The sequence below is a fragment of the Frankia sp. Cppng1_Ct_nod genome (assembly GCF_920656135.1).
In the GTDB taxonomy this organism is placed as follows: Bacteria; Actinomycetota; Actinomycetes; order Frankiales; family Frankiaceae; genus Protofrankia; species Protofrankia meridionalis.
On the sequence record NZ_CAKKTK010000066.1, the window covers coordinates 1 to 26,642 of the forward strand.

The window sequence follows — 26,642 nt, forward strand, 5'->3', positions numbered from 1 at the left end:
GCGGCAATCATGACGGTCACCGATCTCACGCCGGCTTCCCACCCCTACCCGACGCAGGTTCCCCCACCGGACCCCGACCAGGTGACCCAGGCGATCCGCAACCGGCAGACCGCGCAGGACCGGTGGGATCAGGCACGCCACCGGGTGCAGACCGCGCAGGACGACCTCGACGCGGCCCGCCGGCTCGCGCTCGCCGCACACCAGCTCCGCGAGGATGCGGCACGGACCTGCGCGGGCGCGATCCGCACCGCCTCCCACGCCGGCATCCCGAACGAACCCTGGTGGTCCTGGGACCGCCTGAAAGAACACGTGGGAACCGTCTGGCACACCGCCGTCACGGTCGCGACAATCACCGTCACCGTGCTGGGCGTGGTCGCGCTCGTCATCGGCGGGCCGATCGCCTGGGTGGTGCTGGCCGCCGCCCTCATCGTTCTCGCCGACACCCTCGCCCGCTACAGCCACGGCCAGGCAGACCTGTGGGACGTCGGGTTCGCGTTACTCGACTGCATCCCCGCCACCAAAGGACTCACCACCGTCGGCGGCCTCACCCGCGGCCTGCACGGCGCCGGCCAAACCCTGCACGATACGGGGCAGGCCCTCCGCGCCGGCCGCACCCTCACCGGCACATCCACGGCGGTGCCACCCTCACCCGTAACGCGATCACCGCCACCCGCACCCACCTCACCGCGATCACCGCCGACCTTCGTGGCGCCCGCGCCTACACGACCACCCTGGTCAAAAACCTGCTCCCCCACGGCAACATGGTCACCCCCGACGGCCAGCTGCTCATGACCGGCGGCGATTCCCTCACCAATGCCCACCACACCGCCAAGGACGCCTTCACCGAGACTCAGCACGCGGGAGCACGGTCCCCTACGGTCACACCACAACAGATCACTTCAGCCATTGGTCCATGGAGAATTGCAGATAACAATCCTCTGGAAATCGAGCCGTCGGACGCGCATGTCCGCCGGCTGATACCCGACTCCCACGGCGGCGCTCAGGAAGGCGTAGAATACCGATGGGCTGAGGGAGAGGGGAGAAAGGTACGTCTTCGAATCCACAGCCCGGACGGCACCACACCGCCTGACAGTAACGCCGCGAGTAGTCATGTATACCGCATCCAGATCGGAAAGAGATACCAGGACGTCGAAGGAAATCTATTCCATTCCAATGTCCACAATCCACTGAGCCCGTACTACGATCCGAGCGCAGCCAACACGACCCATATTCCGTGGCCTGACCAGTTCCCACGCCCGTACTGATCGAGACGAGGATCGGCACCCACCCATGGCTGTCGGCGAGAGAAATACCGTGAGTCTCATCCGGGACCTTACAAGTTCCGACAACAATACCCGCATGGACAGCTGCGGTGTAGCGGAAGACCAGATGCGATTCTTTTCCCTCCGAGAAGTCCAGACAATAGCGCGTGTTCTCGTCCACCTTGCCCTCGCCGAGGACGACCCGGAGTGTCGCGAGTGTCAGCTGCACACCCTGGCGGAATTTTCGGATCTCGGAGTCCTCGACAAGGATGATTTCAAGGGTCTCGAGGGTCTCGAGGTCACAAAACTTGACGCAAGTTCACAGGAGTACATCCAATCCCTTACAGAACTGGGATTGGTGGAAATTTGATTTTACACTTCGAGCGTTATTCATAACGTCACCATCCCAGTCGATAGAACTCGAGTCGGACGATGATTCGGATGATGTTAGGGAGTTCGGACAGGCGGCCGCGGTAGCCGGTGGCGAGGATTTTCCAGTTCTTCAGGTGGGCGATGCATCGTTCGACGGCTGACCGTCGGGCGGAAATGGTCTTGTTGACAGTTTTCTCGTAGTCGGTGAGGTCGTCGTACTTGGTTCTTTTCATCGGGGTGGTGGCGGTTGTTCTTTGGTAGTAAACATCGGTAGTTTGTTGTGATCGATGGATCATGTGCGAACGATTATCGAAATCAGCCCCGGTGTAGATCGTGCAGCGGGCCATCGTGATCGGTATACGCCGCCGGGACCCCGCGCCGGCTCCGCCACGCCCGACGCAGCCGCACAACGCCCCGGACCGCCGGCCCCACGACACGATCTGCGCCAAAGCTGAGTAACGATGCCGTCCACCCCGCGTGCCCGGGGGAATTCCTCGATCGCTCACGCTGGGATTGATTTATGGCGGAAGGTACAGGCAGAGCCCTTGGCCGGCAGTCAGCATGGTGAGCAGGGTGTGGAGTTCCGGTAGTGATACGAAGTCGGCGAAGGCTCGCATGATGCATTGAATCGCGTGTAAGGGTACCAGCCAGCTACGTACCCCGCGAAGCGCAGGAGGCCATGACAACACGGGCCGTTGCTGTAGGGCTGCTGCGGGTGGCGCCGGTGGTTCGGGTGGCGCGGGTGGGGTGTCCTGCTCGGTGGGTGAGCCGGTGTCTTGTTCGTGATGCCAACAGAAGGAGAACGCGCAGTCGACCAGCACCCAGTGGCGGCGGATCGCCCGGCTGGAGCGGACCTGAAAGTCGGCCCAGCCCAGTTCGTGCTTGACCTGCTTGTAGCCCCGTTCGCACCAGGGGCGCAGGCCGTAGTAGGAGACCACCTCGGCCAGAGTGGCCACCGGCCGGGCCGGGCCGGCTTCGCCACCGGCCGGGCTGGGCGGGTCGGGGAGGGCCAGATCGGCGGCCAGGTACCGGGTGCTGTGGGCGAGCAGGGTGACCGGGTCGGTGATGGCCACCACCAGCCGCAGCGGCCCGGATATCTGGTAGGGGCCGGCCTGGCAGTCGGTGGCCCACCAGGTTTCGCTGGGCCCGTCCCGGTAGGTGCGCACCACCCGGGCACACTGCCCCGACTGCTCCGGGCCGCCCCACTGCTGCTCGCGGGCGGCCTTCGCGGGGGTCCGCGGCCCGCCCCCGAGGTGGGTCAGCTCCTGGTTGGGTTTGAGCGCCAGCACGAACGGCACCCCGGTGGCCCGCAGCTCGGCGACGAAGCCGGGGCTTTCGGAGGGGCCGTGGGCTGCTCGAAGAGCATTTTCGAAAGATTATTGCAGATCCGAATTCTGTTGCAAGGAGATTCACCAATCAGTACGGAGATTTTGAGGTAAGTGACTCGTTATTTGCCGGACCATCGGGAAAATTTTCTCACTTCGAGACGACCTGGCAGGTCCTTCCGGATGGATCGCGAAGTTTTTCAACGTTAATCCCCAGATGGGCGGGATAAAGATGACCGAAGCGCTGTCCCTGCCGGACGACGAAGAACTCGCCAATGGATTTGATGTCTTTCCTGATGTCCAGACAGGCGAAGACTCATGGGAACGCTACCTGACCTATTCCTTGACCAATGACTGGAAGGTCCTGTTTTCCTACAATCTCATAGGAGGCTCAGTTCGATGTGTAATCACCTACCGCGACTCCATCGTGCTGGAAAGCTTTCGCGAAGGAGCCGTCAGGATCGGTACTGAGCGTGGAAAACGCAGGTCAATAACGGTCGACTTCCGGACACAGGACACACTCGGCCGCTGGACCATCGGAGTAGGAATCCCCCCTCCTTCCAAGAAGAGACCTTGCTTGGCTGACTTCCGTACTCTTGGCGGCTCCGGAGCTTCCATCTATGCCATGTCGACTTCGCCTCGCGTGGTCGCACGGACAACCTTGACTGGGATGTTCATCCCCTGGAAGGAGTTCGGGCGATGACGATCGGGTCTGCTGAAGAATTTTATCGGCTGCGCAGCAGCGACAACCCTGCGGAGTATCGCCGAGCAGCGCGTGAAGAGGCAACGGTTGAAACGTGGATGGAGGTGATTCGCAGATATCCAGATCTCCGAAAATGGGTAGCTCAGAACAAAACCGTGCCGGTGGAAATTCTCACGGTTCTGGCGAGAGACGAGGACTGGCGCGTGCGCACCATGGTAGCAATGAAGAGGAAGTTGACACCAGAACTTTTCGAGACACTCTCATGTGACCCCAATGAAGGGATTCGTCACTCGATTGTGGTCAACAAAAAAACGCCACTGAGGGTTCTGGAAAAAATGCGAAATGATCAATGGGATACGATCAGGGAAGAAGTTCACGGGCGACTTGACATGTGAACCAAAACTAACACCCGCCCACCCGGTGGGCGGAGTTGTGACAGTAAGGGAAGATGCGGGCACGGAACAGTGCGCAACCGCGCTCCCCGCTATGCGCCAGGGCTGGCAGTGGGTAACCCCGCCGCGGTGGCTGCCGCGAGCAGGCGCTTGTCGTAGGTGAAGAACGCTTCAAGCGTGCCGTCGCGCTGATCGGTCAGCAGGGCGGCGGTGGCGAGGTGTAGGGCGTCCAGGGACCGCAGATGCGGATCATCGTAGGCGGCGGCCACAGCCCGGACAGTGACGTCGATCTCGAGGGTGTACAGCCGGGCAAGGACGACAGGCACCCTGCTCAGAGCCTGCGGCGCCGAACGTCGCAACGCGCGAGGGACCTCGACCTCGACCTCGACCTCGACCAGAGCGGATGACACCAGCGGCAAAGGACGGCGGGTGTTCAACCAGTCCACGAGGTCGGCGGTCAGGGGCTCCGCACGGACGAGCTTAACCACCGCGGCGGAGTCAAGATAGATCACCAGCGTTCGTCCTCGCGTGCCGCGGCCAGCTCCTGCGCAGTGTCGAGAGCCGGATCACCCAACACGGGCGGCATCGGCAGCGGTTCATCCGGTCGAACGGTGGGCGCGGTTGCCCGGCCCTGCGCAACGAGCCGCTCCAGCACTGGCAGCCCGCCCCCGACCGGCACGGACCCGCCCTCGGCGAGCAACTCCTCGAGGAAGAAGCCCACCTTCGCCTCGATCGGTCGGCCCGGGTAATAGCGTTCGAGCAGGTCGAGGCCCTCGTTGACGCTGGAAAATCCACACAGATCATACAGTCTGAGGATGTCTTCCTCGTCGCGACTGACCCGGCTCGCGAGGAGCTTCGTCGCAAGGAGGTACTCAGGCGACGGAGCCGACACAGTGAGGCAGTCATTGTCGTAGACGACGGTGGAGTGCCCTGGGTCGTCACCCGGCAGGAAGCCTTTGACACCGTCATTCAACCAGTCCGGCTCGAGGTCCTCGTGGCGGGTGGCAACCCGTGCCGCCGCAGCACGAACTTCGGTGGACGGATGCCAGATCCCGTCGACGTCCCGGGTAGCCGGTCGAGCGTTGTAAGCGACAATCATAGCGGCGCCACCGACAATGAAAATGTCGCCGCGGATACCCGCCTGACACAGCTCGCCGTTAAGCTCCGCGAACAGACCAAGAATGCGCTCTCGAGTCAGCATGTGGCCACCTAAATGTTGGTAAGTGAGTCGCGGTGCAGGTACACGCCGCGGCTCTGGAACGAGACTGGGCTGCCGGCGTACTCCCACGCCCGCATCGAGGGCATCCGCGTCACCCACCATCCACGACGCAGGTAACGGCTGTCGTGCCGAGTCCATCCGGGAACGGGCATGTCCGTCTGTACCGCCAGCCACTCGGCGAGACCGGCCAGAAATGCGTCCCATCGTGGGTCGCCGGTCGCGGGAGGCGCTGCTGTGATCATTCGACGACGGGTCTCCGGGTCGGTGACCCGGAACCGGTGGGCCAGCTCCGCAGCCTTGCGGACCGGCCCCGTCCGGTCCTCGGCGGCGTTGTCACTCACAATCGAACGCGCCAGACCCACAACGCTGGCCGAATAGTCCGGACGGACATCGATGCGTAGACGCATCCCGGCGGCTTCAACGATGCGTCGCAACATGTCCACGGTAGGTTGTAGTTCGCCTTGCTCGATCCGGTGGACGGTGCTGGCTGCCACTCCTGCCGCGTCCGCGAGAGCTCGGACAGACAGCCCCGAATCCGCTCGGACACCACGCACCAGATCAGCCACCACCATAGGTGTAAGCGTATACGCCTACACGTCAACCGACACGGCCAGCACGGACGGGGGCCGGTCGCGGGTTCAAGGCGCGGCTCACGGGTCGGTGAGGAGGGCTTCGAGCTCCGGCTCGGACAGCAACGCAGGACGGGCCACCTCACCCGAACGGACGTACAGGAACGCCGCATCGACCGCGTCGAGGCCAACCCCACGCAGCCGCGCCCACGCCAACCGGTAGACCGCCAGTTGCACCGCGTCCGCGTGATGTCGGCCGGTCTTCCAGTCCACCACTTCCCACCGGCCACCGCCGAGGTCATACACGGCGTCGATCCGACCCCGGACCGCCCGGCCGGCGATCAACAACTCGAACGGCGCTTCCACCGCGAACGGACGCCGCCGACCATACGAACTCGCGAGAAACGCCTCCCGCAACACCGCGATCTCGGAATCGTCGACCCCTTCGTCCGCCGCCCCCGGCAGATCCTCTGGGTCAAGCAACGGAGCCTGCTCGAAAACACCCTCCACCCAGGCATGGAACGCCGTACCCCGGCGCGCCTGCGGCACCGGACGCCGGGGCATCGGGCGGGCGAGGTCGCGAGCCAGCCCCGCCGGGTCGGAGCGCAGTCTCACCACCTGGGAGGCGGTGAGCGCTCGGGGCAGCTCCACCTCGCGGGACGGTCGACGGGCACGGCGAGCCTCCGCCAGCAGCAGCTCGACGTCCCGGTCCAGCTCGGCCAGCAGCTGCCGTTCCTCCGGGGCCATCTCCTCAAGCCGGTCGGTGGACAGCGGCCGACCCGACGTGAGCACGGTCAGATGCTCGGCGACCCGCCCGGCGACGGCGCGGCGGCGGGCGTACGACGCCGGCTCGTACGGCAGGGGCCAGTCCAGGTCATCCATGCCGGCGAGCTGCGGGTTGGTCTCGTCCTCGGATGGGCGCGGCGCCCACACCGCGACCTGACCGTGCCCGGCGCGGACATGATCGTACAGCTCGTCGAGGAACGCGGACGGCCCGCGCAACCGGCGCTGTGACGGCCCCCACCAGTGCCCGCTACCGAGCAGCGTCGACTTGGCCCGGGTGAACGCGACATAGCCGAGACGACGTTCCTCCCGTTCCAGGTAGTCGTCGCAGTCGGCGGCGAAGTCTGCGAGGTCCGGCTTGCCGTAACCGCGCAGCACCGGCAGGTCGTCGCCGTCCCCGCGCAGCGATGTGGGCAGCACCGACGGGGAGGTGGTCCACTTCGACCGCACGGTGGTGATCGGAAAGACCTTGCGGCTGAGGTTCGGCACGGCCACGACCTCCCACTCCAGCCCCTTGGACTTGTGCACGGTCATGAGCTGGACGGCGTCCGCGCCGGACGGGGTGGTCGCGTCCAGGCCGCGCTCATGGTCCTGCGCGGCCCGCAGGAACGCCAGGAACGCGGTGATCGAGCCGTCGTTGTCCAGGCCGACGAAGCCCGCCGCGACGTCGATGAACGCGGCAAGGGTGTCGCGACGGCGGGCCGTGACCGCCTCGGGGCTCGCGGCGAGTTCCACGTCCAACCCGGTGATCTCGACAATCCGGTGGATGACATCCAGGAGTGGCTCGTCGATGTGCGCGCGCAGGTGACGCAGCTCCCCGCCGAGCATCCGCAGCCGCGCCCGGCCCTGCGGCGACACCTCGGAGCCCGGGTCGTCGAGCACGTCGGCGAGGGCGACGACGTCGCACGGGTCGACCCCGGCCACGGCCTCGTCGAGCGCGTCCGTCGGACCCTGGCCGACCGGACCCTGGCCGACCCCTGGGCCGTCAGGTCCTGCCCGGTCGAGAACGGCGCTGCGGTCCACCCCGACCCGGATGGCCTCACGGGCCGCGCGTCCGAGCGCCGCGAGGTCGCGGCGGCCCAGGCGCATCCGCGGACCGGTCAGCAGCCGCATCAGCGCCGCGTTGGCCGTCGGGTCGTCCAGCACCTCCAGGGTCGCGATGACGTCGGCGACCTCCGGCAGGCTGAGCAGGCCACCGAGCCCCACGACCTCGACCGGCAGCCCCTCGGCGAGCAGCGCCGCATACAGCGCGGGGACGTCGGACCGTGCCCGCACCAGCACCGCGCACTCCCCCGGGCCCGCCCGCCCGGTATCGATGATCTCCCGCAGGGTCGCCGCGACCCAGCGGACCTCCCCCGCCCAGGTCGGGTGCAGCGCCACCACCGTCTCACCGTGCTCGGCAACATCCGGCCGGGGACGCAGCTGCGCGACGCGGTGGCGGGCTCGCAACGCCGTCGCGACCGTGTTGGCCAGATGCAGGAGCCTTCCGCCGCTGCGCTGGTTGACCGTCAGCTCGTACATCCCGGCCGGTTCGCCGTCGACGCGGCGGAAATGCACCGGGAACCCGTCGAGGTTCGCCACGGACGCGCCGCGCCAGCCGTAGATCGCCTGGCAGGGATCACCGACCGCGGTCACGGGATGGCCGCCGCCGAACAGGCCGGCGAGCATCCTTCGCTGTGCCACGGACGTGTCCTGGTATTCGTCCAGGAGCACCACCCTGGATCGGGATCGCTCCAACGCCCCGACGTCGGGCACCTCGTCCGCCAGCCGGACGGCGAGGGTGACCAGGTCACCGAAATCGATGACGTCCAGCTCACTTTTGGCCGTGCGGTACTCGGCGACCATGGCGGCGAGTTCCCGGCGCGACCGGGCGACCAGCGCCATCCGGGCGAGCGTCTCAAGATGGCCCTTGTTGCGCGCAGCGTCCCGTCCGGCGATGATCGCCGCCTCGATGTCGGCGAGCCATCCGCGGTCGAAACCGGCGAGCACACCCGCGTCGACAAGATGCTCACTGCACTCCGCCTCCAGGGAGACGAGATCACCGATGAGCATCGACAGGGGGCGGGTCAGCGCTTCGACCTGCCCGCGGTACCGCCGCAGGACCCGACCGGCAAGCTGGAAACGGGTGGCGTCGGCGAGCAGCCGGAAACCCGGTTCGAGGCCGAGTCGCAACGCATGCTCGGTGACCAGCCGTTTCGCGAACGAATGGTAGGTGGATACGACCGGCTCGCCGTCGGCATCCTCCCCGCCCGCCTGGGGCCGGCGACGGTCGTCGCCCGGGTGGCCATCAGGGAGACGCCCCTGCTCAGGGACACCACCGGCGCCGCCGTTACCAACCTGACCGTTACCAGCGTTATCCATACCGTCACCGTTACCGACATTGCCGTCGTCCTGGTTCGCGGCGCCCGACTTTTCCAGCCCCCGGCGGATCCGGTCGGTCAGCTCGCCGGCGGCCTTGGTGGTGAAGGTGAGCCCGAGCACGCCGTCGGGCGCAACCTGACCGGTTGCGACCAGCCAGACGACCCGCGCGGCCATCACCGACGTCTTGCCCGAACCAGCACCGGCGACGATCACCCCGGGCTCCAACGGAGCGGTTGCCGCGATGATCTGCTCAGGGGTGAACGGCACACCGAGAAGATCCCTTAGGTCGTTCGGCTCAAGATCACGGCCCGGATGGCGAACGCCCGGTCGCGGGCCTTCCGGGCCGGACACCTCACGATCGGACACCTCACGATCGGACACCTCACGATCGGACGGTCGGGACGGCGTGACGTCCACGGTCATGTGATCACCTGTCGTCCTTCGTCCTGGGCCGGGCAGCAGCGGCGAAACGCGCACGTCGGGCAGGAGCTACCGGGACGGGGCGGGAACTGCTCCGCGGCGATGTGCTCGACCGCGTCCGTCAGCAGGCCGTCCACCCAGGTGGGACCGTCCGCGGGCAGTGCTTCCTGCCGTTGGACCTTCGGTTCCCGGGGTGAGCGCGGCTCGCCCGGTGGGCCTGGTATCGGAGCCGGCCCGGCGTCGATGCGCAGGTGCACCAGTTCAGCCCCGCCGGGCTCGCCGCCGGCCCGTTCGCCTCGTTCGTTTCCGGCCGCTCGGGCCGCGGATGCCACCGCCCCGCCGCGGACGGCAACCTGATAGGTGCCGAGCTGCGGATGCCGCTCCACGTCCGAACTGGACGGTGCCGTGCGGCCGGTCTTGAAGTCGACGACGTGTACCCGGCCGTCATCGTCGAGTTCGACACGGTCGATGAAGCCACGTAGCTTCACGATCCGCCCGCCCACGGCAATCTCGCAGGAGAACGGGACCTCGCTCGCCACCAGCCGCCGCCCGCGGGTGGCCGTGTGCCACACCAGGAACCGGTCCAGCGCCTGGCGCGCCGCCGCACGCTGCTGCTCGGACCTCCACGGCGCCTCATAGGCGAGATGACGCCACACCCTGTCCAGCCGGGCGTCGAGCGCGTCGGGGTCGGGAGCGGTCCGCCCGGTCGCGACCTCGTCCGCGAGGGCGTGCACGACCTTGCCGAAACCCATGTCGGAGCTGGTCGCGCTCTGAGCATGCGCCTCGTGTTCGAGGAACCAGCGCATCGGGCAGGTCGACAAACCCGACAGCGACGACCCCGACAGCCGGATGGGTGCGTCCGGCGCAACCACCGGCACCTCACTCGAGGTCACCTCGACCAGCCCCCACCAGCGGCCCGGACGCGCGGACGGGACAAGTGGGCGGCCCATGTCGTCACCCGCGGACGCGAGACGCGCGAGCCGGACCGATGCGGCCTCGCGCATGGCCGGCGTCGACGCCGGGTCGACAGCGGCCCGGCGCAGCGCCGCAACCGCCGACGACAGGGTGAGCGGACGGGCCAGCCGGGAACGTTCCCTGGTCACCGAGACGCCGAGCGGCCCGGCGTCGCACAGTTCGCGGAAGAACCGGCTCGGGCTCACGCCCTGGTCCTCGGTGGAGTCGACCGCGGTGACGACGAGCCTGCGCCGTGCCCGGGTCAACGCGACATAGAACAGCCGGCGTTCGTCTGCGAGGAGTTCGGTGCGGGTCACCGGCTCCCGAACGCCGCCGAACTCGGGGCGGTCCAACCGTTCGGACTCCAGCAGCGAGTGACGGGTGCGCAGATCCGGCCATTCCCCGTCCTGGACGCCGCAGACGACCACGACGTCCCATTCCAGTCCTTTGCTGCGGTGCGCGGTCAGTAACCGGACCACGTCCGCGCGCGCCGGACGTTCGGCAAGGGTGTCACCGGTGATCTGCTGCTGTTCCAGTTCGTCCAGTACCGGGCCGATGCCGGTGCCGGGCCCGTGCCGGACGCTCGCCCGGCCGATGGCGGCGAACAGCGCGACCACGGCGTCGAGGTCACGGTCGGCGGCCCGGCCCGCCGCCCCGCCCGCGGCGGACACCCGCTCCAGCCTGGCGGGCCAGTCGCTGCCGGACCACAGCACCCACGCGACGTCCTCGGGTGTGCCGCCGGCGGCCTGCGCCACGCGGGCGGACCGCAGCAGCTCACCGAGTCGGCGGGCAGGTCTCGCGATGCGGTCCTCCACCATCAGCAGCGTGCGGTCGGGGTCGGCGACCGCCTGCCGGATGAGTTCCGCCGACGACGCCGGCACCGCCGCCCCGACCGGCGTCTCGACCACTGCCCCGACCGGCGTCTCGGACCCGTCGGCCGCGGCCGTCCCCGCACCGGCCATCCCCACGGCGGTCACAACCCGGTCGATCGCGCGCAACGCGCGGCCCAGCGTCCGCAGCGCGGTCGGGTCGGCTCCGCCCAGCGGGCCGGTCAGCAGCATCCGAGCCGTCTCGGCGGTCAGCTCACGGGCCGGATCGTCGACGCAGCGCAGCGCCAGCAGCAGCGGCGCAACCGCGCCGTCCTGTGCCAGTGGCAACTCGTCACCGGCCACCTCGACCGGCACGCCCGCGGCGGTGAGCATTCGCCGCAGCAACGGTACCGACCGGGCCGCGCTGCGCACCAGCACGGCCATCCGGTCCCACGGGGTGCCGTTCTCCAGATGCTCGCGGCGCAGCAGGTCCGCGACGGCTTCGGCCTGGGCGCCGATGGAGGTGTAGGTGCGCGCCTCGACCCGCTCCGGGACGGGCGGACCGGCCGCGACCAGGTCCCGGTGGGCACGCAGATGCTCGGCGGGCAGGCCGGTCGCGGGGATGCGGGCGGCGACGTCCCGGCTGACCGCGAGCGCGACCGGTGCGAGCCGGCGGCAGCGCCGCAGGGCCACCACCTCGGCCCGGCGCCCGTCGAAGTGGGGGAACCGGGTCGGGAACTCCAACAGCCCGCGCACCGCCGCCCCGCGGAATCCGTAGATCGACTGGTCCGGGTCGCCGACGACGACAAGGTCCGCTCCGCCGCCGGCGACGGCCCGCAGCAGCCGTTCCTGCGCAGGGTCGGTGTCCTGGTACTCGTCGACGAACACAGCCTGGTAGCGGCGACGCAGCTCGGCTCCGACGTCGTCGCCTTCCGCGACGACGGCCGCACGCTGTACCAGCTCCGGGTAGTCGATCACTCCTTCGTTGTCGAGTGCGTCGAGGTAGTCGGCGTAGAAGGTCGCCATCGCGGCCCAGTCGGCCCGACCGACGGTCCGGGCCAGCTCCGCGAGGGTCTCCGGGTCGAGACCGACCTCCCGGGCACGCGCGAGCATGGCCTGCGCCTCCTCGGCGAACCCACGGGTGGTGAGGCAGCCCGCAAGCGCCGACGGCCATCGTGGACGGCCCACCTCCACCGTCCCGGCGAGCAGGTCACGCAGCTTCGCGTCCTGCTCGGGCCCGGACAGCAACCGCGGCGGGGCGCCGAGGGCGTCGGTCGATCGCCGCAGCCGCAGCACGGCGTAGCACCAGGCGTGGAACGTCCAGGCCAGCGGAGCACCGACAGCCGCGTGCAACCGTCGGGTGATGCGTTCGCGCAGTTCCTGAGCGGCGCGGCGGCTGAACGTCAGCACGAGGATGGCGTCCGGGTCGAGCCCGTTCTCCACCCGCCGGGCGACCGCTTCGACGATCGTCGTCGTCTTGCCCGTCCCCGGACCGGCGAGGACGAGCAACGGACCACCGCGATGGTCGACGACGCGGGCCTGGTCGGCGTCGAGAACAGGCGGGCGTACCGGTGGCGGCGGGGTCCGCACAAGCCGGTAGACGGGCGTGCCGGCCGTGGACGGGACCCCCGGCGCGACCACCCCGGGAACCCGGGCGGCGTCGGGTTGGACTGTCACGGCGCACAGCACACCACGCGCCGCCGACAGAACCGGACGAAGCCCCGCCGGCAACCCGGACCGTGGTGCGGGCAAGCCGGGCGGACCGGGCGGACCGGGCGGACCGGGCGGACCGGAGGTGTCAGGCGGGTGCGCGACCGTTCCAGCGGGCCGCGGTCAGGTCCACCCGTTCCCCGCCAGGACGCAGCGCGATGCCCTCGGCTGCCAGCCGCCGCAGTGCCTCGACCGGCGCGGTCGGGTTCGGCTCACCGGTGGAGCGGATCACCCGGTGCCAGGGCAGGTCGTCGTCATGTCCATGCCGGGACAGCACCGCGCCGACCGTCCGTCCCGTTCCCGCACCCACGTACTCGGCGACGTCCCCGTAGGTCATCACCTTGCCCCGCGGAATACGCGCGACCGCCTCCAGGACGGTCATCGCGTACGGGCTCGGCCTGCCGCCGACGCTGATCCGGGTGCCCAGCCCCGCGGACACGCTGAGCGGCGGCAGATGCCGCCGCTCACCCTCGACCACCTTCCCGAACCTCGCCTTTCCTCACGCCCGACGAGCAGGCCGGGAACCTCGATAAAAGGGAGCCTCAATAAACAGGCAGGGACTTGTCGACCTGGGTCGCCCAGGCGGTCACACCGCCCTGGACGTGCACCGCCGAGGAGAAACCCGCGCCCTTCAGCGTCGCCAGCGCCTCCGCCGAACGCACCCCGCTCTTGCAGTACAGGACGACACGGCGGTCCTGCGGCAGCTCGGACAGGTGCGCCGGCAGTTCACCCTTGGGGATGAGGCGAGCCCCCGGAATGCGGACGATCTCCCATTCGGCCGGCTCCCGGACGTCCACCAGTTCGATCGGCTCGCCCCGGTCGAGCCAGCTCTTGAGTTCGGTGGCGAGGATCGTCGAACCGGCCGCGGCCTGCTGGGCCTCGTCCGAGACGACCCCGCAGAACGCCTCGTAGTCGATCAGCTCGGTGATGCTCGGGTTCTTGCCGCACAGCTGGCACTCCGGGTCCTTGCGGACCTTGATCGAACGGTAGCTCATCTCAAGGGCGTCGTAGACCATGAGCCGGCCGACCAGCGGCTCACCGATCCCGGTCAGCAGCTTGATCGCCTCAGTGGTCTGGATCGACCCGATCGACGCGCACAGCACACCGAGGACGCCGCCCTCGGCGCAGGACGGCACCATGCCGGGCGGGGGCGGCTCCGGGTACAGGCAGCGGTAGCACGGGCCGTGCTCGGCCCAGAAGACGCTCGCCTGCCCGTCGAACCGGTAGATCGACCCCCACACGTATGGCTTGCCGAGCAGCACGCAGGCGTCGTTCACCAGGTAGCGGGTGGCGAAGTTGTCCGTCCCGTCCACGATCAGGTCGTACCGGCTGAAGATCTCGGTGACGTTGGAGGTGTCGAGCCTGGTCTCGTGCAGGATGACGTTGACGTACGGGTTGATCTCGTGGACGGCGTCGCGGGCCGACTCGGCCTTGGACCGTCCGACGTCCGACTGCCCGTGGATGATCTGACGTTGCAGGTTGGACTCGTCCACGGTGTCGAACTCGGCGATGCCGAGCGTCCCCACGCCGGCCGCGGCCAGGTACATCAGCGTCGGCGAGCCGAGCCCGCCCGCGCCGACGGCGAGCACCTTCGCGTTCTTCAGCCGCTTCTGGCCGTCCATGGCAACATCGGGGATGATCAGATGCCGGGAGTACCGGCGCACCTCGTCGATGGTCAGGTCGGCGGCGGGCTCGACCAGGGGCGGCAGGGACACGATCTCTCCTCGCGGTTACAACTGCTGCTGCGGCTACTGCGTGACGTCCGACTACCTCGTCGTTTCCATCGTCGTCGTTCCCATCGTCGCAGGAGACGCGGGTCGTCGGGCACGATCCGACGCGGACTCCCATCTGGTGCGGAGTCCCGCGATGCCGACTCCCGCGATGCCGGGCGCTACCCGGTCCAAGCACGCGGGTGGGTGGAGGTGTTCCCCAACCACCGGCGCGGGTAGGGCTACGGCGTCAGGCCCGCATACTGTAACGACAGGGAGTGACCGCGATGTCCTTCACGGACAAGGTTCGCAACAAGGTCGAACAGCTCAGCGGCAGGATGAAGGAGAAGACCGGCCACGCCACGGACAACAAGGACCTGGAGGCCGAAGGCCGCAGCGACCGGACGAAGGCCAACCTGAAGGACGCCGGCGAGAAGACCAAGGACGCCTTCAAGGAGTGACCCGCGCCCGTCGGTGCGGCTCCGACAGGTCAAGAACCTCACGGGCCAGATAGCCGGTCGTGTTGCGCTCGACCTGTCGCGGGGTCAGCACACCGGCGGCGGTCAACTCCTCGGCGGCGGCCCGGGCTGCCGGGAAGGACACGCCCAGCAGACGCTCGATCGTTCGGGCCGTCACGAGGAGAACCTCGGACATACGGTCACGAGGGCGAGCAGCTGTAGTGCGCGAACACCTTTTCGATCAGACCATCCGCGTCCACGAACAGGACCTCGGCGACCAGCCTGCCGCCGACGCTGCGCATGTAGATCGTGATGCTGTCCAGGCCGCGCAGCACATCGACGATCTCGAACTGCAACTCGGCGTTGGCGGCCAGGGCTGCCCCGAAGTAGCCGCGCAGCCCGTCCCGACCTCGCACCACGCAGGTGCCGACGACCTGCTCGGCAAACGGGGAGGTCAGCTCGACGTTCTCGGTATATAGCTCGATGATCTCGTCGAGATCGTGCTTGTTCCACACCGCGATGTGGTGCTCGGCGAACGCGATGGCCTCCTCGACGGTCCACGGCATATCCCAGGTCCTCCAATCTCGCCGGCTCGTCACAGCAGCCGCACGACGGTTGAGCTGAACAGGTAGTTTCCGTCCCATTAGGAAACTGCCGATGTCATGGGCATACTCTGCCCGACGAACAAAGTCATCTTCCCACTCACTTAGCAAACCCCATAGAAAGCTAAGCTCATCAAAGGGCTCGACAGAACGCAACCCGTTAACTAGTACCCGCGCTGCATCGACCGGTTGGATACGCGACTGACGTACCGCCTCGCCAAGCGCCTCCCTTACACGGCGCCAGGCATTTTGGAAAGGTCGCGGACCGAAGACCGCTACAACATATTCATCAATTGCGATCTCCTTCTCAGCTTGAAAGTCAGCCTGAATTAGCTGGAGCTGTAGATTATCTTCTGTCTGCGATTCAGGATCCGCCGCAAGGGCTACCAATTCGACGTCCTCAATCAGTAGCAGGCCCAGAGAGAAAGAGGCAGCAAGCACTGGAACGGGTTGACCGACGAAGACATCCGAGAAATTCATACTATCACCGCCAGAATTCGGTCTTGAGCTCGTCCCGGCGACCATTATGTAGATGTTCACACCAGTCACCGGGATCTTCAGCCAGATATTCGCTGCCGCGCTGCCGGCGCTGATGGCCTACCAGAATCGGAAACCCAGAAGCGGCACATTCTGAGGGTTGATGTCATCGTCCATCGGGATGCCCTCTACTACGAAGCCGAACAGGGACCGGAGTGCTTCCTCACCCATCTCCAACGCGTCGAAAGGGAGTGTGTCCGGATCATCGCTTTCGTCATCCCAGTCGTCCGAATCATCCTCGGACGACCGTTCGCCCGCCCAGAACGGCCCCTCGAAGCCCAGCGGTTCACCGAAGCTTTCGAGGATTCCGTCGTCATCGTTGACGCTGAGCGCTCGGACAAGCCGGGTATCAGCCCAGACACCAAAGCCCAGCCAGCCCGCAACGCTCGACATCGCATGCGCATGGCATTGCCGTCCAGTGCCGGCGGCTGCCACAACAGGACCCAATTTCGACGGAAGGTCGACCGACAGGCGGGCGCAGGTGACGATGTCGACGTCCCCGAAACTGCCCGCATAAGCGAGACCGGACGCCGGATTCACATGATCTTCCAGAGTACCACGACCGATCACGTCAAGCCGCTCTCCCGGAAACAGCCTCGAGAGTAACCGTCGGGTCGCCTCCTCATCGGGCTCCCGGCCTACCGGCACCCGCCCGACCTCGTCCGAACAGAACATCACCAGCGACGTTCTCGCGCCCATACGACCTCATTTCAGTGTCTGTCGAGATCGCTAGCATCCCATACCGGAGACTGGTGCTCATGAAGCCCCTCGAAGGCTCGACTCAACCGCGGTACACAAAGCACATCCATGCCTTCTACAATCACCCCAGCCACACCCTGTGAAAAACGGGAAACAGGACCAGAAACGGTGGTGTCCCCACCGGACAACCAGGCAGGGGCACCACCGCCACATCAGGCCAGGCATTTACCGGCGAACCGAGTACACCGTGGCTACAGCTCGATCTCACTCACGTTCGGACTCACTCACGTTCAGAATCCGATCAGTAACAGTTGCCGACGGCGCTGAAGATCAGAACGTCCGTGCAACCCGGGACGGTTCAGCCGAACTCGGGACGTAGCCATACTGCGACAAGCTCATCCCCATGTAGGCCAGCGATAGTATTCTCCGCAAACTCAATTCCTCGATCGGAATCACCAATGCTGCACTCGAACCAGCCCGTGCGCTTATCAAACTTCATGCTCGTCGATAGCCGATCGCCAAGCTGTACCACTTGGCCTCTCTGTATGACCCTATCCAATTCAACAAATACTTGGCCCGATTTAACATTAGGAGGCAGGGTCACCCTCGATCGTCTCCATGCCTCACGAGGAGCATATACCCATACATAAAGAAGCGGCCTCGCGGGAGCCTGGACAGCCCCGGGAACTCAGGCGGTACGGCGCCGGCCCGCCGTATTGGTGGCCTTCGCCGTACCGGTGGCCTTCGCCGTACCGGTGGCCTTCGCCGTACCGGTGGCCTTCGCTTCGGAGTCGACCTTCTTCGCCCGGGTGGCCCGGCTGCCGACGGCCTTCTTCCCGGTAGTAGCCGCGCCCCCGCCCACACCGTCCGGGCCGGCGGTGCCTGTGCCTGTGCCTGTGCCTGTGCCCGCGTGCGCGTGCGTGTCGGCGTGGGTGTCCGGACCGGCATCCGAACCGTCGCGGCTCCTGCGGGCCGCCTCCACGCTGGCGGCGAGCGTCGCCGTGAGGTCGCCCACGACGCCCGCGGGTCGGCCCTCGCCCGGCGGCGCAACCACCTCGCTCCCCGACACCTTCGCCTCGACGACGGCCCGAAGCGCCTGGCGGTATCCATCGGTGTAGGGGGTCGGGTCGAAGTCGGCGGACAGCGTGTCGATCAACAACTGCGCCATGGTCAGTTCCTGCGGACGGAGCTCCACCTCGTCGTACCGGAACGGGAAGTCGGGGGCGCGCACCTCGTCCGGCCAGATCATCGTGGACAGGACGAACACTCCGGCGCGTACTCGCAGGGTCGCCAGCTGTTCCCGCTGGCGCAGGGCGACCTTGACGAGCGCGACCCGCCCGGACCGCTCGAGGGCGTCCCGCAGGAGCACGTACGGCTTGGTCCCGGCCCGGTCGGGTTCGACGTAGTAGCTCCTGGCGAAGAAGATCGGGTCGACCTGCTCCAGCGGGACGAACTCCAGCACGTCGATGGTGCGGGAGGTCGACAGCGGCAGGTTCGCGAGGTCGTCGTCGGTGAGCACGACCGTCTCCCCGGACGGCAGCTCGTACCCCTTGGCGATCTCGGAGTAGGGCACCTCCGCGCCGTCCGCCGCCGCCACCCGCTTGTAACGGATGCGCGACCCGTCCCCGCGCCGCACCTGGTGGAAGGAGACGTCGCGTTCCTCGGTGGCCGAGTAGAGCCTGACCGGGATCGAGACAAGACCGAAGGAGATCGCGCCCTTCCAGATCGACCGCATGCCCGCCCCTCACCATGAGTTGGAGCGTGTCCGGCAAACACACTCAACTACCAATGGTCCCCCAACCGAAGGGGGTAAGGAAGCCACATGACCGCAAAAGACGGACGGATGAACGGCGGCACGGGTGGCCGGGTCGCGGCACGGGCGCCCACCCGTGCCGCCGTCACACCTGCCGGCGCTCATGCGGGTCACCGACCTCGCCACGTCGGAACCGCACACACCGATGTGGCGGGTCTCCAGGGGGGTGTCCCGATATGATCGTTGCGGATCTCGATCCGTTTCCACCCCGGTCACCGGGGACGACGGCGCGTCCTGCCGGCACCCGGATGAGCTGGTATTCATGGTGGGCGACGCGCCGGACCGAGTCGACGAGCACGGTGGCCTGTTCGTACCTCTGCTGCGTTACCCGGCGCACGGACGCAAGGTTGCAGGGCGGCCGTGAGGCCGGCGCAAGGCCATGGGCGGCAGGTCCATGGGCAGTCACAGGCCGTAGGCACCGACAGGAGGAAGCCATGAGCTCACCGACGGATCTTCCGCTCGACGTGCGTGACATTCTCGACCGTCCCGACGTGGCGGACGCGGATGCTGCCGAACAGGCCCGCGAGATCTCCGCGGACGACCGGATGACGGCCCCGTCCTGGACGTCGTCCCTCGAGGTGGACGAGTACGACGCCGCCGAGCAGCGCATCGTCGTGGACGTCGACGAGGACGAGTACCGGTGAGGTAGGCCTCACCGCCAAATGAGGTGCGGCGACGGGCCGGCCCATCGGCCCGTCGGCCCATCGGCATGGGCACGGTCGGGACATCTCAGGTCATCGTGCTGGTCAGGCTCAGGTCATGTGGGAAAGTACGGTGAGTCGGCCAGTAGCCCTGACCGCGCCGGTCATGCATGTTGACGTAGCGTGGTCACGCACCACAGGTCAACTCCCGAACAGGACGCCTGGAACAGGCCCCTGCCGCCGGATCAGATGATCTACCGGCCAAAGGCCGCGCGATCACAGCTTCACCCGTGCGGCCGGAGGCCTCAAGGGACGCCAGCGCCAGAGTCGACCGATTGAAGGAGGTGCGCCGGTGACCGCGGAACCGGCGGCGCCGCAACCGCGTTCAGGCAAGACCGTCAGGCTGCCACGGACCGCACGTCGCTTCCAACTCCTGGGAGCCGCACGCGAGGTTTTCGTTGCGCAGGGTTATCACGCTGCCGCGATGGACGAGATCGCCGAACGTGCCGGCGTCAGCAAGCCCGTGCTCTACCAGCACTTTCCGGGGAAGCTCGAGCTCTACCTGGCATTACTGGACGAGCAAGCTCACTCACTGGTGTCGAGCGTCCGGCGGGCACTCGCGTCCACCACCGACAACCACGCCCGGATCGCGCGGTCGATCGCCGCCTACTTCGACTTCGTGAACGATCCGAGCGGGGCATACCAGCTCGTGCTCGAGTCGGACCTACGCAGCGAACCGGCGGTCCGCAAGCGGGTGGAGAACAGTTTCACCGAATGTGTCAACGCCATCGCAGGCGTCATTGCCGCGGACACCGGCATCGCTCCCGGGGAAGCCGAACTGCTCGCGGTCGGACTCGTCGGTCTCGCCGAGACCGGCGCCCGCTGGTGGCTGGTGACCGGCGGGGCGGTCCCGAAGGAGCGCGCCGTCGCGTCCATGGTCGAGCTGGCCTGGCGGGGCCTTGCCGGATACCCCCGGCGTAACGCCGACAGCGCCGGTCAGGAGCCGTCGCCGGGAACCGCCGACACCGCGGTTACCCGCCACGGGCCGGTCGACATCTGAAAGCGGTGGTTGACGCCTCCAGCGAACACAACCCCACCGCATCCCACACCGTTCGCGGCAGGCCCTAAGGTGGCGAGAGATCGTGGCAGGGGCGCGCTTGCCCTGACCGGCCGAAGGCAGTGCGATCATGGTCGTTCGCGTACCGCCCGAAGCCCGAAGGTACCTGGACAGCACACCTGACGAACGTGGAGGTCATCGCCAGTGGAAGTCAAGATCGGCATCCAGAACGTCGGGCGCGAACTGATCGTTGAAAGCGGCCAGTCACCGGAGGATGTGGCCCAGGCGGTCGCCGACGCGATCAGGTCGGAGCTGGGACTACTCACCCTCGTGGACGAGAAGGGCAGACGGGTCGTCGTCCCTGTCGGGAAGCTGGCCTACGTCGAGATCGCCGAAGCGGAAACCCGCCGGGTCGGCTTCGGCACGGCCTAGGTCCTCATCCCCTGGGCTGAGGAAACCTCTGGGCCCCAAGGTTTCCTCAGCCCAGGGGATTCCTGTGGGCCTCCGGACACCGCGGCGAGGACGACGGTCGCAGCGCCGGAGGGTCCTGGGCCGGCGTCCCGGGACCGGCCGAAACCCGTGGGCATCGCCGGCCCGCTCACCGTCAATTTTCGGATTAGGCGGACAGGCCGAGCGAGTCCATCCGAGCGGTGTGCGCCCGGGTGATCCGCTCGAACATCTCCGCCAACGCCTGTAGATCGCCTATTCCTGCCAGCAGACCGGTCAGCGCATCCCGATCGACCGCCACCCGCTGCGCCTGGGTCAGCGCCTCGCCCATCAGCCGTCGGGCCCACAGCGCGAGTCTGCCCGCAACCGTCGGATTGGCCTGGATCGCCGCGCGGACGCGTTCCACGGCGAACGCCGCGTGACCGGTGTCGGCAAGAACATCGAGGACCAGCGCGCAGGCGTCCGGAGCGAGCACGGATGCGATCTCACGGTAGAAGTCCGCAACGATGTTGTCCCCCACGTAGACCTTGACCAGACTCTCCAGCCAGTCGGCCGGTGCGGTGAGGTTGTGGAAGTTGGTCAGCGGAGACACGAACGGCCCCATGGCCTCCTCGGGATCGACACCGATACGCAGCAGATGCGCCCGGACCGTCTCGAAGTGCGCGAATTCGGCCGCGGCCATACTGGCGAGAGCAATCTTGTCCACGAGTGTGGGAGCCATCCGCGCGTCCGTGGCGAGCCGCTCGAACGCGGTCAGCTCGCCGTACGCCAATAGTCCCAACAGATCGACAACGGCAATGTCCGGCACCATCGGCCGCGAGCCGGCGGGGTCATCACCATCGCGACCACCATCGCGGACCGGATCATCCGGCCGCACCGGAACGGCGACCTGCCCGGAAACACCTGTACTGTCCGTCATATCAGATCACCCCAGCGTCGTCCGGCACGAACTACCCGATTTATGTCAACGGGCCCGGCTCCGCCAGAACACCTTCCAGCACAGGCACTTCGGGCGCCTCACCCGAAGGATGGGACCCGCCCCGCTGAAGGTCATTGTGTCGGAAGATGTCACAGAGACCTGTCGTCAGGTTATCCTCATCATCAGCCGGAGGTTGACCAGACCACTTCCGGCCCGAGCGGGCGTCGCCCCACCACGGGTCAGCGGACCCCGCCGGTACATATCGCGAGCGGGTGCAGCGTCGGATCCCGCTCATAGCAGACCAGGAGCATCCCGCTGTCCGTCTCAGCAGAAACCACAACCCACGCGCATGACAAGCCCACAGATCTCCCGAACGGCGACGACACGGTGACCGTGGCCGCGCCAGACAGCGCACCGACCGTCGGTTTCGCCGACCTCGGTGTCCGTGAAGAGATCGTCGAGGCTCTCCGTGTGCAGGGCATCCTCTCCGCCTTCCCCATCCAGGAACTCACTCTCCCGCTGGCGCTGGCCGGCTCCGACCTCATCGGTCAGGCTCGTACCGGCACCGGTAAGACCCTCGCCTTCGGCATCCCGCTGGTTCAGAAGGTGACCAGTCGAGCCGAAGGCGCCGACGGCAGGCCCCAGGCCCTCGTCGTCGTCCCCACCCGTGAGCTGTGCGTACAGGTCACCACCGACATCGAGCGGGCCGCTTCCAAACGCGGTCTGCGGGTGCTCTCGGTATACGGGGGTCGCGCCTATGAGCCACAGCTGGCAAGCCTGCGCTCCGGCGTAGACATCGTGGTCGGTACCCCCGGCAGGCTTCTCGACCTGGCCCGCCAGAACGTGCTGGTGCTGGCCGCGGTGCGCATGCTCGTCCTGGACGAGGCCGACGAGATGCTCGACCTCGGTTTCCTCCCGGACGTCGAGCGCATCCTCGCCCAGCTCCCGGACATCCGCCAGACGCTGCTGTTCTCCGCGACGATGCCGGGCCCGGTCGTATCGCTCGCCCGCCGGTTCATGCGGCGGCCGGTACATGTCACCGCGGAACGCCCGGACGAGGGCCGCACCGTGCCGGACATCAGCCAGCATGTGTTCCGCGCGCACGCGCTTGACAAGATCGAAGTCCTGGCCCGGATCCTGCAGGCCGAGGGTCGCGGGCTCGCCATCGTGTTCGTCCGGACCAGGCGGACCGCCGACAAGATCTCCGATGACCTGACGGGACGTGGTTTCGCCGCCGCGGCCGTCCACGGGGACATCGGTCAGGGCCAGCGGGAGCAGGCACTGCGGGCGTTTCGAGCAGGCAAGATCGACGTTCTGGTCGCGACCGATGTCGCGGCCCGCGGCATCGACATCGGCGGGGTGACCCATGTGGTCAACTACCAGTGTCCCGAGGACGAGAACGTCTACCTGCACCGCGTCGGCCGCACCGGCCGAGCCGGTGGCAGCGGCGTTGCGGTGACCTTCGTCGACTGGGACGACATGTCGCGATGGACCCTGGTCAATCGCGCCCTGGGGCTGTCCTTCGACACGCCGATCGAGACCTACTCGACGTCCCCGCACCTGTTCGAGGCCCTGGAGATCCCCACGGATGCCCGCGGCGTGCTGCCGCACGCCTCCCGCACCCGCGCCGGACTGTCCGCCGAGCGGGTCGAAGACCTCGGGGAGACCGGCCGTGGCGGTCGCCGCAGGCAGCGGCGGCCCGACGACCGGTCGGACGCCGGGTCGCCGGAACTCGCGCCCGACCGGCCCGCGGGTCCCCGCTCCACCCGGACCCGTCGCCGTACCCGCGGTGCCGGCGCCGCGGTCGCCGCGGTCACCGGGCACGGACCCACCGGCGCGGAACTGTCGGCCACGGAACTGCCGGCCGCGGAATCCACCACCGTGGAGCTGGCGTTCGCGGAACCGGCCGATGTGACCGATGTGACCGGTAGCGGCTCGCTCGCGACCAAGTCCACACGGATGCGGCCGGTGGACCGGACAACCGGCCTTTTCCGCGAACCCGTCACGGCCGCGCTGGTGGATGCCGGCGGGCTCGGCTCCAGGGACGGGCTCGGCTCCAGGGACGGGGACGGGGACGGGGACGTCCATGACGACGCGGCCGACGGTCAACCGGGTCCTCGCCGGCGCCGTCGGCGCCGCGGCGGCCGGGGACGTTCCACTGGTGCGCAGACCGCCGATGCAGGTGTGACCGGCAAGGCGGACGACCCGATCGAACGGCAGGCCGAGTCGGCCTGATCACCACCGGTCATGTTCCCCCGCGCAGGTCAGCGGGGTGCGTGGACTCGCAAGCTGATACGCATCCAGCTGATTTGCCAGAAGGCCGGTTTCGGTCGGCACGACCGGGTGGGGCGCGGCCCTCCGACAAGCGATGATCAACAACATTCTCGGTCTCGTACTGGTCGTCGCTCTCATCGCGGGCAACGCCCTGTTCGTCGCCGCCGAGTTCTCCCTGGTGGCGATCGACCGGAGCCAGCTCGAGCAGACGGCCAGGGACGGTTCCCGTGGTGCGCGCCGCGCGCTTCGGGCCGTCCGTTCCCTGTCGTTCCAGCTTTCCGGCGCCCAGCTCGGAATCACCTCGACGTCCCTGGTCGTCGGCTATGTCGCCGAACCGGCGATTGCGTCCCTGCTGGCGCCGGCGATCAGCGCGGCCGGGTTGCCGCACCGGGTCGTCCATGTCATTGCCGTAGTCCTGGCCCTCCTGATCGCCACAATCACGCAGATGGTCTTCGGGGAACTGTTTCCGAAGAATGTCGCGATCTCGGTACCCATGGCCGTTGCCGAACGTGTGGCCGGCCCGCAGATGCTTTTCTCCCGCTGCTGCCGTCCGATCATCACGCTTCTCAACGGAACCGCCAACCGGATCCTGCGGGCGATGGGCATCGAGCCGCAGGAGGAGCTCAGATCTGCCCGCTCACCGTCCGAACTCGGCTGGCTGGTGCGTTCGTCGGCCGAGAAGGGCACCCTCCCCCGCAACACGGCAACCCTGCTGGGCAGGTCCCTGCGGCTACGCGAACGCACCGCCCAGGACGTCATGACGCCACGGGTACAGGTGGCGGCGCTGCATGCCGGGAACAGCCTGGCCGACCTGCTGCGGGTCGCCGAGGAATCAGGCCACTCCCGGTTCCCGGTCCATCGCCGACCCGACCCAGGCGGCATCACGGACAGCGGCATCACGGACAGCTACACGACGGATGTCTATGCAACGGATGGTGACTGCGCTGGCGATGGCCCGGACTCGCCCTCGCCAGCAGACCTTGGTGGGGTCGACGACATCGTCGGAGTCATCCACGTCAAGGACGCCTTCGCCATTCCCCCCGCCGACCGCACCCGGACGCCGGTCAGCCGGCTCATGGTCCCTCCGGTCGTGGTGCCCACCTCTCTGAGCTGCGACGACCTTCTCGCCACCCTGCGGGGACACAGCCTCCAGCTCGCTGTCGTCATCGACGAGTACGGCGGCACAGCAGGCATCGTGACTCTGGAGGACCTCATCGAGGAGCTCGTCGGCCACGTCGCGGACGAGTACGACGCCCCGCAGACACCCGACGCGACCGCCCAGGCGGACGGGAGCTGGGTCCTGTCCGGGCTGCTCCGCCTCGACGAGGTCGCCGACCTCACCCGCGTTGCGCTACCCGACGGCCCGTATGAAACCCTCGCCGGGCTCGTGCTGCACCGCCTCGGGCGGATACCCGAGGCCGGCGACGAGGTCGAGGTCGGCGGTCACCGGTTCATCGCCGAGGCAATGGACCGCCACCGCATCGACCGCATCCGTCTGATCGTCCGGCCGGACCGCACCAGCCGCGATGAGAACCCCGACAGGCGTGCCGGCGGGGAGGAACCGGCCGGACGGATCCGACGATGACTCTGCTGAACCTCTTCGGGGCAGTCGTCCTGCTTGCTGGCAACGCGTTCTTCGTCGGCGCCGAATTCGCTGTCATCTCGGTCCGCCGCGACCGGGTGGAACCCTATGCGGCCGGCGGCGACCGCCGTGCCCGCACCGTCCTTGCGGCGATCGAACGCCTGTCGTTGATGTTGGCAGCCTCCCAACTCGGCATCACGATCTGCTCGCTGGGCCTTGGAGCGGTGGCCGAACCCACCGTCGCCCACCTGCTCGAAGGGAGTCTTGAGGCACTCGGCGTGCCCGCGAACCTGTTCCGCCCGATCGGCTTCGCGGTCGCCCTCCTGATCGTGGCCTGCCTGCACATCGTGCTCGGCGAGATGGTGCCGAAGAACATCGCTCTCGCCGGGCCCGAACGGGTCGCGCTATGGCTCGGACCACCGCTGGTCCGCTTCGCCCAGCTGACCCGCCCGCTCATCGTCGTCCTCGACGCGTTGGCGAACCGGTGCGTCCGGCTCGTCGGGGTCGATCCGGTGGACGAGCTGAGCACCGCGTTCACCCCGGACGAACTCGCGGCGATGATTGCCGAGTCTCGTCACGAGGGCCTGCTGGAGGACTCCGAACACACCCTGCTGACCAGCGCGCTGGAGCTGTCCGAGCGGACCGCCGGTGCCATCATGATCTTCATCGGTGAGATCGTGACCGTGCCGTGGTCAGTGACCGCGTCCGAGCTGGAAAGGCTTGTGGCCCGGACCGGGTTCTCCCGCTTCCCGGTCCGGGCAGCGGGAGAACCCGGTCCGGACGACACGAACCCGAACGACACGAACCCGAACGACACGAACCCGAACGACACGGGCACAGACCCCGGTGGGCCCGGTACCGGGCCGGCCACGATGATCGCCGGCTTCGTCCACGCCAAGGACGTCCTCGGCATCCACGGCGACGCCCGGGAGGAGCCGCTGCCGCCGCGCCGGCTCCGGCCGATGGTCGAGGTCCACGCCGACCTGCCACTGGACCAGGTGCTGCGGTTGATGCAGCGGACCGGC

25 protein-coding genes and 1 pseudogene are annotated in these 26,642 nt (G+C 67.7%); 12 read left to right on the forward strand and 14 right to left on the reverse strand.

The window, feature by feature from the left end; genetic code table 11:
• From NBW77_RS16995 to NBW77_RS17000, 3 genes and pseudogenes are all read left to right on the forward strand, one after another.
• Positions 1 to 792: pseudogene (locus tag NBW77_RS16995) on the forward strand (hypothetical protein); the annotation flags it as partial.
• On the forward strand, positions 789 to 1,265 hold the full coding sequence (locus tag NBW77_RS22525) for a polymorphic toxin type 30 domain-containing protein (RefSeq protein WP_349817034.1): 477 nt from the start codon (positions 789 to 791) through the stop codon (positions 1,263 to 1,265). The pseudogene NBW77_RS16995 and the gene NBW77_RS22525, both read left to right, overlap by 4 nt.
• Positions 1,266 to 1,290: 25 nt before the next feature.
• Positions 1,291 to 1,632: a hypothetical protein gene (locus tag NBW77_RS17000; RefSeq protein ID WP_131745504.1), complete on the forward strand. Its 342-nt coding sequence runs from the start codon at positions 1,291 to 1,293 to the stop codon at positions 1,630 to 1,632.
• Between the two features lie 28 nt (positions 1,633 to 1,660).
• On the opposite strand, the gene NBW77_RS17005 is transcribed toward NBW77_RS17000, so the two are convergent.
• A complete protein-coding gene (locus NBW77_RS17005) occupies positions 1,661 to 2,083 on the reverse strand; it encodes a transposase family protein (protein ID WP_250280000.1) in 423 nt (140 codons plus the stop codon).
• Positions 2,084 to 2,152: 69 nt separating this feature from the next.
• Entirely contained in the window at positions 2,153 to 2,923 is a 771-nt protein-coding gene (locus tag NBW77_RS17010) for a hypothetical protein (RefSeq protein ID WP_207386842.1), read from the reverse strand.
• Between the two features lie 268 nt (positions 2,924 to 3,191).
• Between NBW77_RS17010 and NBW77_RS17015 the strand changes: the two genes are divergently transcribed.
• Together NBW77_RS17015 and NBW77_RS17020 are read left to right on the forward strand one after the other, a co-directional pair.
• Positions 3,192 to 3,662, forward strand: a complete 471-nt coding sequence (locus NBW77_RS17015; protein WP_131745501.1) for a hypothetical protein — start codon at positions 3,192 to 3,194, stop codon at positions 3,660 to 3,662.
• Positions 3,659 to 4,057, forward strand: a complete 399-nt coding sequence (locus tag NBW77_RS17020; protein WP_131745500.1) for a hypothetical protein — start codon at positions 3,659 to 3,661, stop codon at positions 4,055 to 4,057. The genes NBW77_RS17015 and NBW77_RS17020 overlap by 4 nt, the downstream gene beginning before the upstream one ends.
• 89 nt (positions 4,058 to 4,146) lie before the next feature.
• Here the strand turns inward: NBW77_RS17020 and NBW77_RS17025 are convergent, their stop codons facing one another.
• The 7 genes from NBW77_RS17025 to moeZ form a co-directional block, all read right to left on the reverse strand.
• Complete coding sequence (locus NBW77_RS17025; protein ID WP_131745499.1) at positions 4,147 to 4,566, reverse strand: PIN domain-containing protein; 420 nt, start codon at positions 4,564 to 4,566, stop codon at positions 4,147 to 4,149.
• The gene (locus NBW77_RS17030; protein ID WP_175324645.1) at positions 4,563 to 5,255 is read right to left on the reverse strand and encodes a hypothetical protein; all 693 of its coding nucleotides are present in this window, start codon (positions 5,253 to 5,255) and stop codon (positions 4,563 to 4,565) included. The genes NBW77_RS17025 and NBW77_RS17030 overlap by 4 nt, the downstream gene beginning before the upstream one ends.
• An 8-nt stretch (positions 5,256 to 5,263) precedes the next feature.
• The gene (locus tag NBW77_RS17035) at positions 5,264 to 5,827 is read right to left on the reverse strand and encodes a helix-turn-helix domain-containing protein (protein WP_165485843.1); all 564 of its coding nucleotides are present in this window, start codon (positions 5,825 to 5,827) and stop codon (positions 5,264 to 5,266) included.
• A 96-nt stretch (positions 5,828 to 5,923) separates the two neighbouring features.
• On the reverse strand, positions 5,924 to 9,409 hold the full coding sequence (locus tag NBW77_RS17040; protein ID WP_131745497.1) for an ATP-dependent helicase: 3,486 nt from the start codon (positions 9,407 to 9,409) through the stop codon (positions 5,924 to 5,926).
• A complete protein-coding gene (locus tag NBW77_RS17045; RefSeq protein WP_502799495.1) occupies positions 9,406 to 12,846 on the reverse strand; it encodes an ATP-dependent helicase in 3,441 nt (1,146 codons plus the stop codon). Before NBW77_RS17045 ends, NBW77_RS17040 begins: the two co-directional genes overlap by 4 nt.
• A 121-nt stretch (positions 12,847 to 12,967) precedes the next feature.
• Entirely contained in the window at positions 12,968 to 13,318 is a 351-nt protein-coding gene (locus tag NBW77_RS17050) for an MGMT family protein (protein WP_131745515.1), read from the reverse strand.
• A 103-nt stretch (positions 13,319 to 13,421) separates the two neighbouring features.
• Positions 13,422 to 14,594, reverse strand: coding sequence for an adenylyltransferase/sulfurtransferase MoeZ (moeZ, locus tag NBW77_RS17055; RefSeq protein ID WP_250280001.1), 1,173 nt, complete (start codon positions 14,592 to 14,594; stop codon positions 13,422 to 13,424).
• A 281-nt stretch (positions 14,595 to 14,875) separates the two neighbouring features.
• Between moeZ and NBW77_RS17060 the strand changes: the two genes are divergently transcribed.
• Complete coding sequence (locus NBW77_RS17060; protein WP_131745496.1) at positions 14,876 to 15,049, forward strand: CsbD family protein; 174 nt, start codon at positions 14,876 to 14,878, stop codon at positions 15,047 to 15,049.
• On the opposite strand, the gene NBW77_RS17065 is transcribed toward NBW77_RS17060, so the two are convergent.
• The 4 genes from NBW77_RS17065 to ku all read right to left on the reverse strand — a co-directional run bounded on the left by NBW77_RS17065 (position 15,039) and on the right by ku (position 18,619).
• Positions 15,039 to 15,224, reverse strand: a complete 186-nt coding sequence (locus NBW77_RS17065; RefSeq protein WP_131745495.1) for a hypothetical protein — start codon at positions 15,222 to 15,224, stop codon at positions 15,039 to 15,041. The genes NBW77_RS17060 and NBW77_RS17065 overlap by 11 nt on opposite strands.
• A gap of 22 nt (positions 15,225 to 15,246) precedes the next feature.
• A complete protein-coding gene (locus tag NBW77_RS17070; protein ID WP_242605595.1) occupies positions 15,247 to 16,188 on the reverse strand; it encodes a nuclear transport factor 2 family protein in 942 nt (313 codons plus the stop codon).
• A 57-nt stretch (positions 16,189 to 16,245) separates the two neighbouring features.
• Positions 16,246 to 16,884 (reverse strand): DUF6928 family protein, encoded by a 639-nt coding sequence (locus tag NBW77_RS17075; RefSeq protein ID WP_131745494.1) that lies wholly within the window; start codon positions 16,882 to 16,884, stop codon positions 16,246 to 16,248.
• Between the two features lie 688 nt (positions 16,885 to 17,572).
• The gene (gene ku, locus NBW77_RS17080) at positions 17,573 to 18,619 is read right to left on the reverse strand and encodes a non-homologous end joining protein Ku (protein WP_131745493.1); all 1,047 of its coding nucleotides are present in this window, start codon (positions 18,617 to 18,619) and stop codon (positions 17,573 to 17,575) included.
• A gap of 512 nt (positions 18,620 to 19,131) precedes the next feature.
• Here ku and NBW77_RS17085 point away from each other — a divergent pair.
• The 3 genes from NBW77_RS17085 (at position 19,132) to NBW77_RS17095 (ending at position 20,827) form a co-directional block, all read left to right on the forward strand.
• Entirely contained in the window at positions 19,132 to 19,341 is a 210-nt protein-coding gene (locus tag NBW77_RS17085) for a hypothetical protein (protein ID WP_131745491.1), read from the forward strand.
• A 349-nt stretch (positions 19,342 to 19,690) separates the two neighbouring features.
• A complete protein-coding gene (locus NBW77_RS17090) occupies positions 19,691 to 20,398 on the forward strand; it encodes a TetR/AcrR family transcriptional regulator (RefSeq protein WP_131745490.1) in 708 nt (235 codons plus the stop codon).
• A 201-nt stretch (positions 20,399 to 20,599) separates the two neighbouring features.
• Positions 20,600 to 20,827: a DUF3107 domain-containing protein gene (locus NBW77_RS17095; RefSeq protein WP_131745489.1), complete on the forward strand. Its 228-nt coding sequence runs from the start codon at positions 20,600 to 20,602 to the stop codon at positions 20,825 to 20,827.
• A gap of 184 nt (positions 20,828 to 21,011) precedes the next feature.
• Here the strand turns inward: NBW77_RS17095 and NBW77_RS17100 are convergent, their stop codons facing one another.
• Complete coding sequence (locus NBW77_RS17100) at positions 21,012 to 21,653, reverse strand: ferritin-like fold-containing protein (protein ID WP_207386843.1); 642 nt, start codon at positions 21,651 to 21,653, stop codon at positions 21,012 to 21,014.
• A 501-nt stretch (positions 21,654 to 22,154) separates the two neighbouring features.
• On the opposite strand from NBW77_RS17100, the gene NBW77_RS17105 reads away from it, so the two are divergent.
• The 3 genes from NBW77_RS17105 to NBW77_RS17115 form a co-directional block, all read left to right on the forward strand.
• Positions 22,155 to 23,996 (forward strand): DEAD/DEAH box helicase, encoded by a 1,842-nt coding sequence (locus tag NBW77_RS17105; protein ID WP_242605594.1) that lies wholly within the window; start codon positions 22,155 to 22,157, stop codon positions 23,994 to 23,996.
• A gap of 133 nt (positions 23,997 to 24,129) precedes the next feature.
• On the forward strand, positions 24,130 to 25,620 hold the full coding sequence (locus NBW77_RS17110) for a hemolysin family protein (RefSeq protein ID WP_250280002.1): 1,491 nt from the start codon (positions 24,130 to 24,132) through the stop codon (positions 25,618 to 25,620).
• The coding region (locus NBW77_RS17115; protein WP_250280003.1) for a hemolysin family protein at positions 25,617 to 26,642 on the forward strand (1,026 nt) is incomplete at its 3' end. The genes NBW77_RS17110 and NBW77_RS17115, both read left to right, overlap by 4 nt.

Excerpts from the sequence above, each read along its gene's own strand:
- NBW77_RS22525 (WP_349817034.1), top strand. The coding sequence starts at position 789 with ATGACCGGCGGCGATTCCCTCACCAATGCCCACCACACCGCCAAGGAC.
- NBW77_RS17000 (WP_131745504.1), top strand. The coding sequence starts at position 1,291 with ATGGCTGTCGGCGAGAGAAATACCGTGAGTCTCATCCGGGACCTTACA.
- NBW77_RS17015 (WP_131745501.1), top strand. The coding sequence starts at position 3,192 with ATGACCGAAGCGCTGTCCCTGCCGGACGACGAAGAACTCGCCAATGGA.
- NBW77_RS17020 (WP_131745500.1), top strand. The coding sequence starts at position 3,659 with ATGACGATCGGGTCTGCTGAAGAATTTTATCGGCTGCGCAGCAGCGAC.
- NBW77_RS17030 (WP_175324645.1), bottom strand. The coding sequence starts at position 5,255 with ATGCTGACTCGAGAGCGCATTCTTGGTCTGTTCGCGGAGCTTAACGGC.
- NBW77_RS17040 (WP_131745497.1), bottom strand. The coding sequence starts at position 9,409 with ATGACCGTGGACGTCACGCCGTCCCGACCGTCCGATCGTGAGGTGTCC.
- NBW77_RS17060 (WP_131745496.1), top strand. The coding sequence starts at position 14,876 with ATGTCCTTCACGGACAAGGTTCGCAACAAGGTCGAACAGCTCAGCGGC.
- NBW77_RS17075 (WP_131745494.1), bottom strand. The coding sequence starts at position 16,884 with ATGGGCGCGAGAACGTCGCTGGTGATGTTCTGTTCGGACGAGGTCGGG.
- ku (WP_131745493.1), bottom strand. The coding sequence starts at position 18,619 with ATGCGGTCGATCTGGAAGGGCGCGATCTCCTTCGGTCTTGTCTCGATC.
- NBW77_RS17085 (WP_131745491.1), top strand. The coding sequence starts at position 19,132 with ATGAGCTCACCGACGGATCTTCCGCTCGACGTGCGTGACATTCTCGAC.
- NBW77_RS17100 (WP_207386843.1), bottom strand. The coding sequence starts at position 21,653 with ATGGTGCCGGACATTGCCGTTGTCGATCTGTTGGGACTATTGGCGTAC.
- NBW77_RS17110 (WP_250280002.1), top strand. The coding sequence starts at position 24,130 with ATGATCAACAACATTCTCGGTCTCGTACTGGTCGTCGCTCTCATCGCG.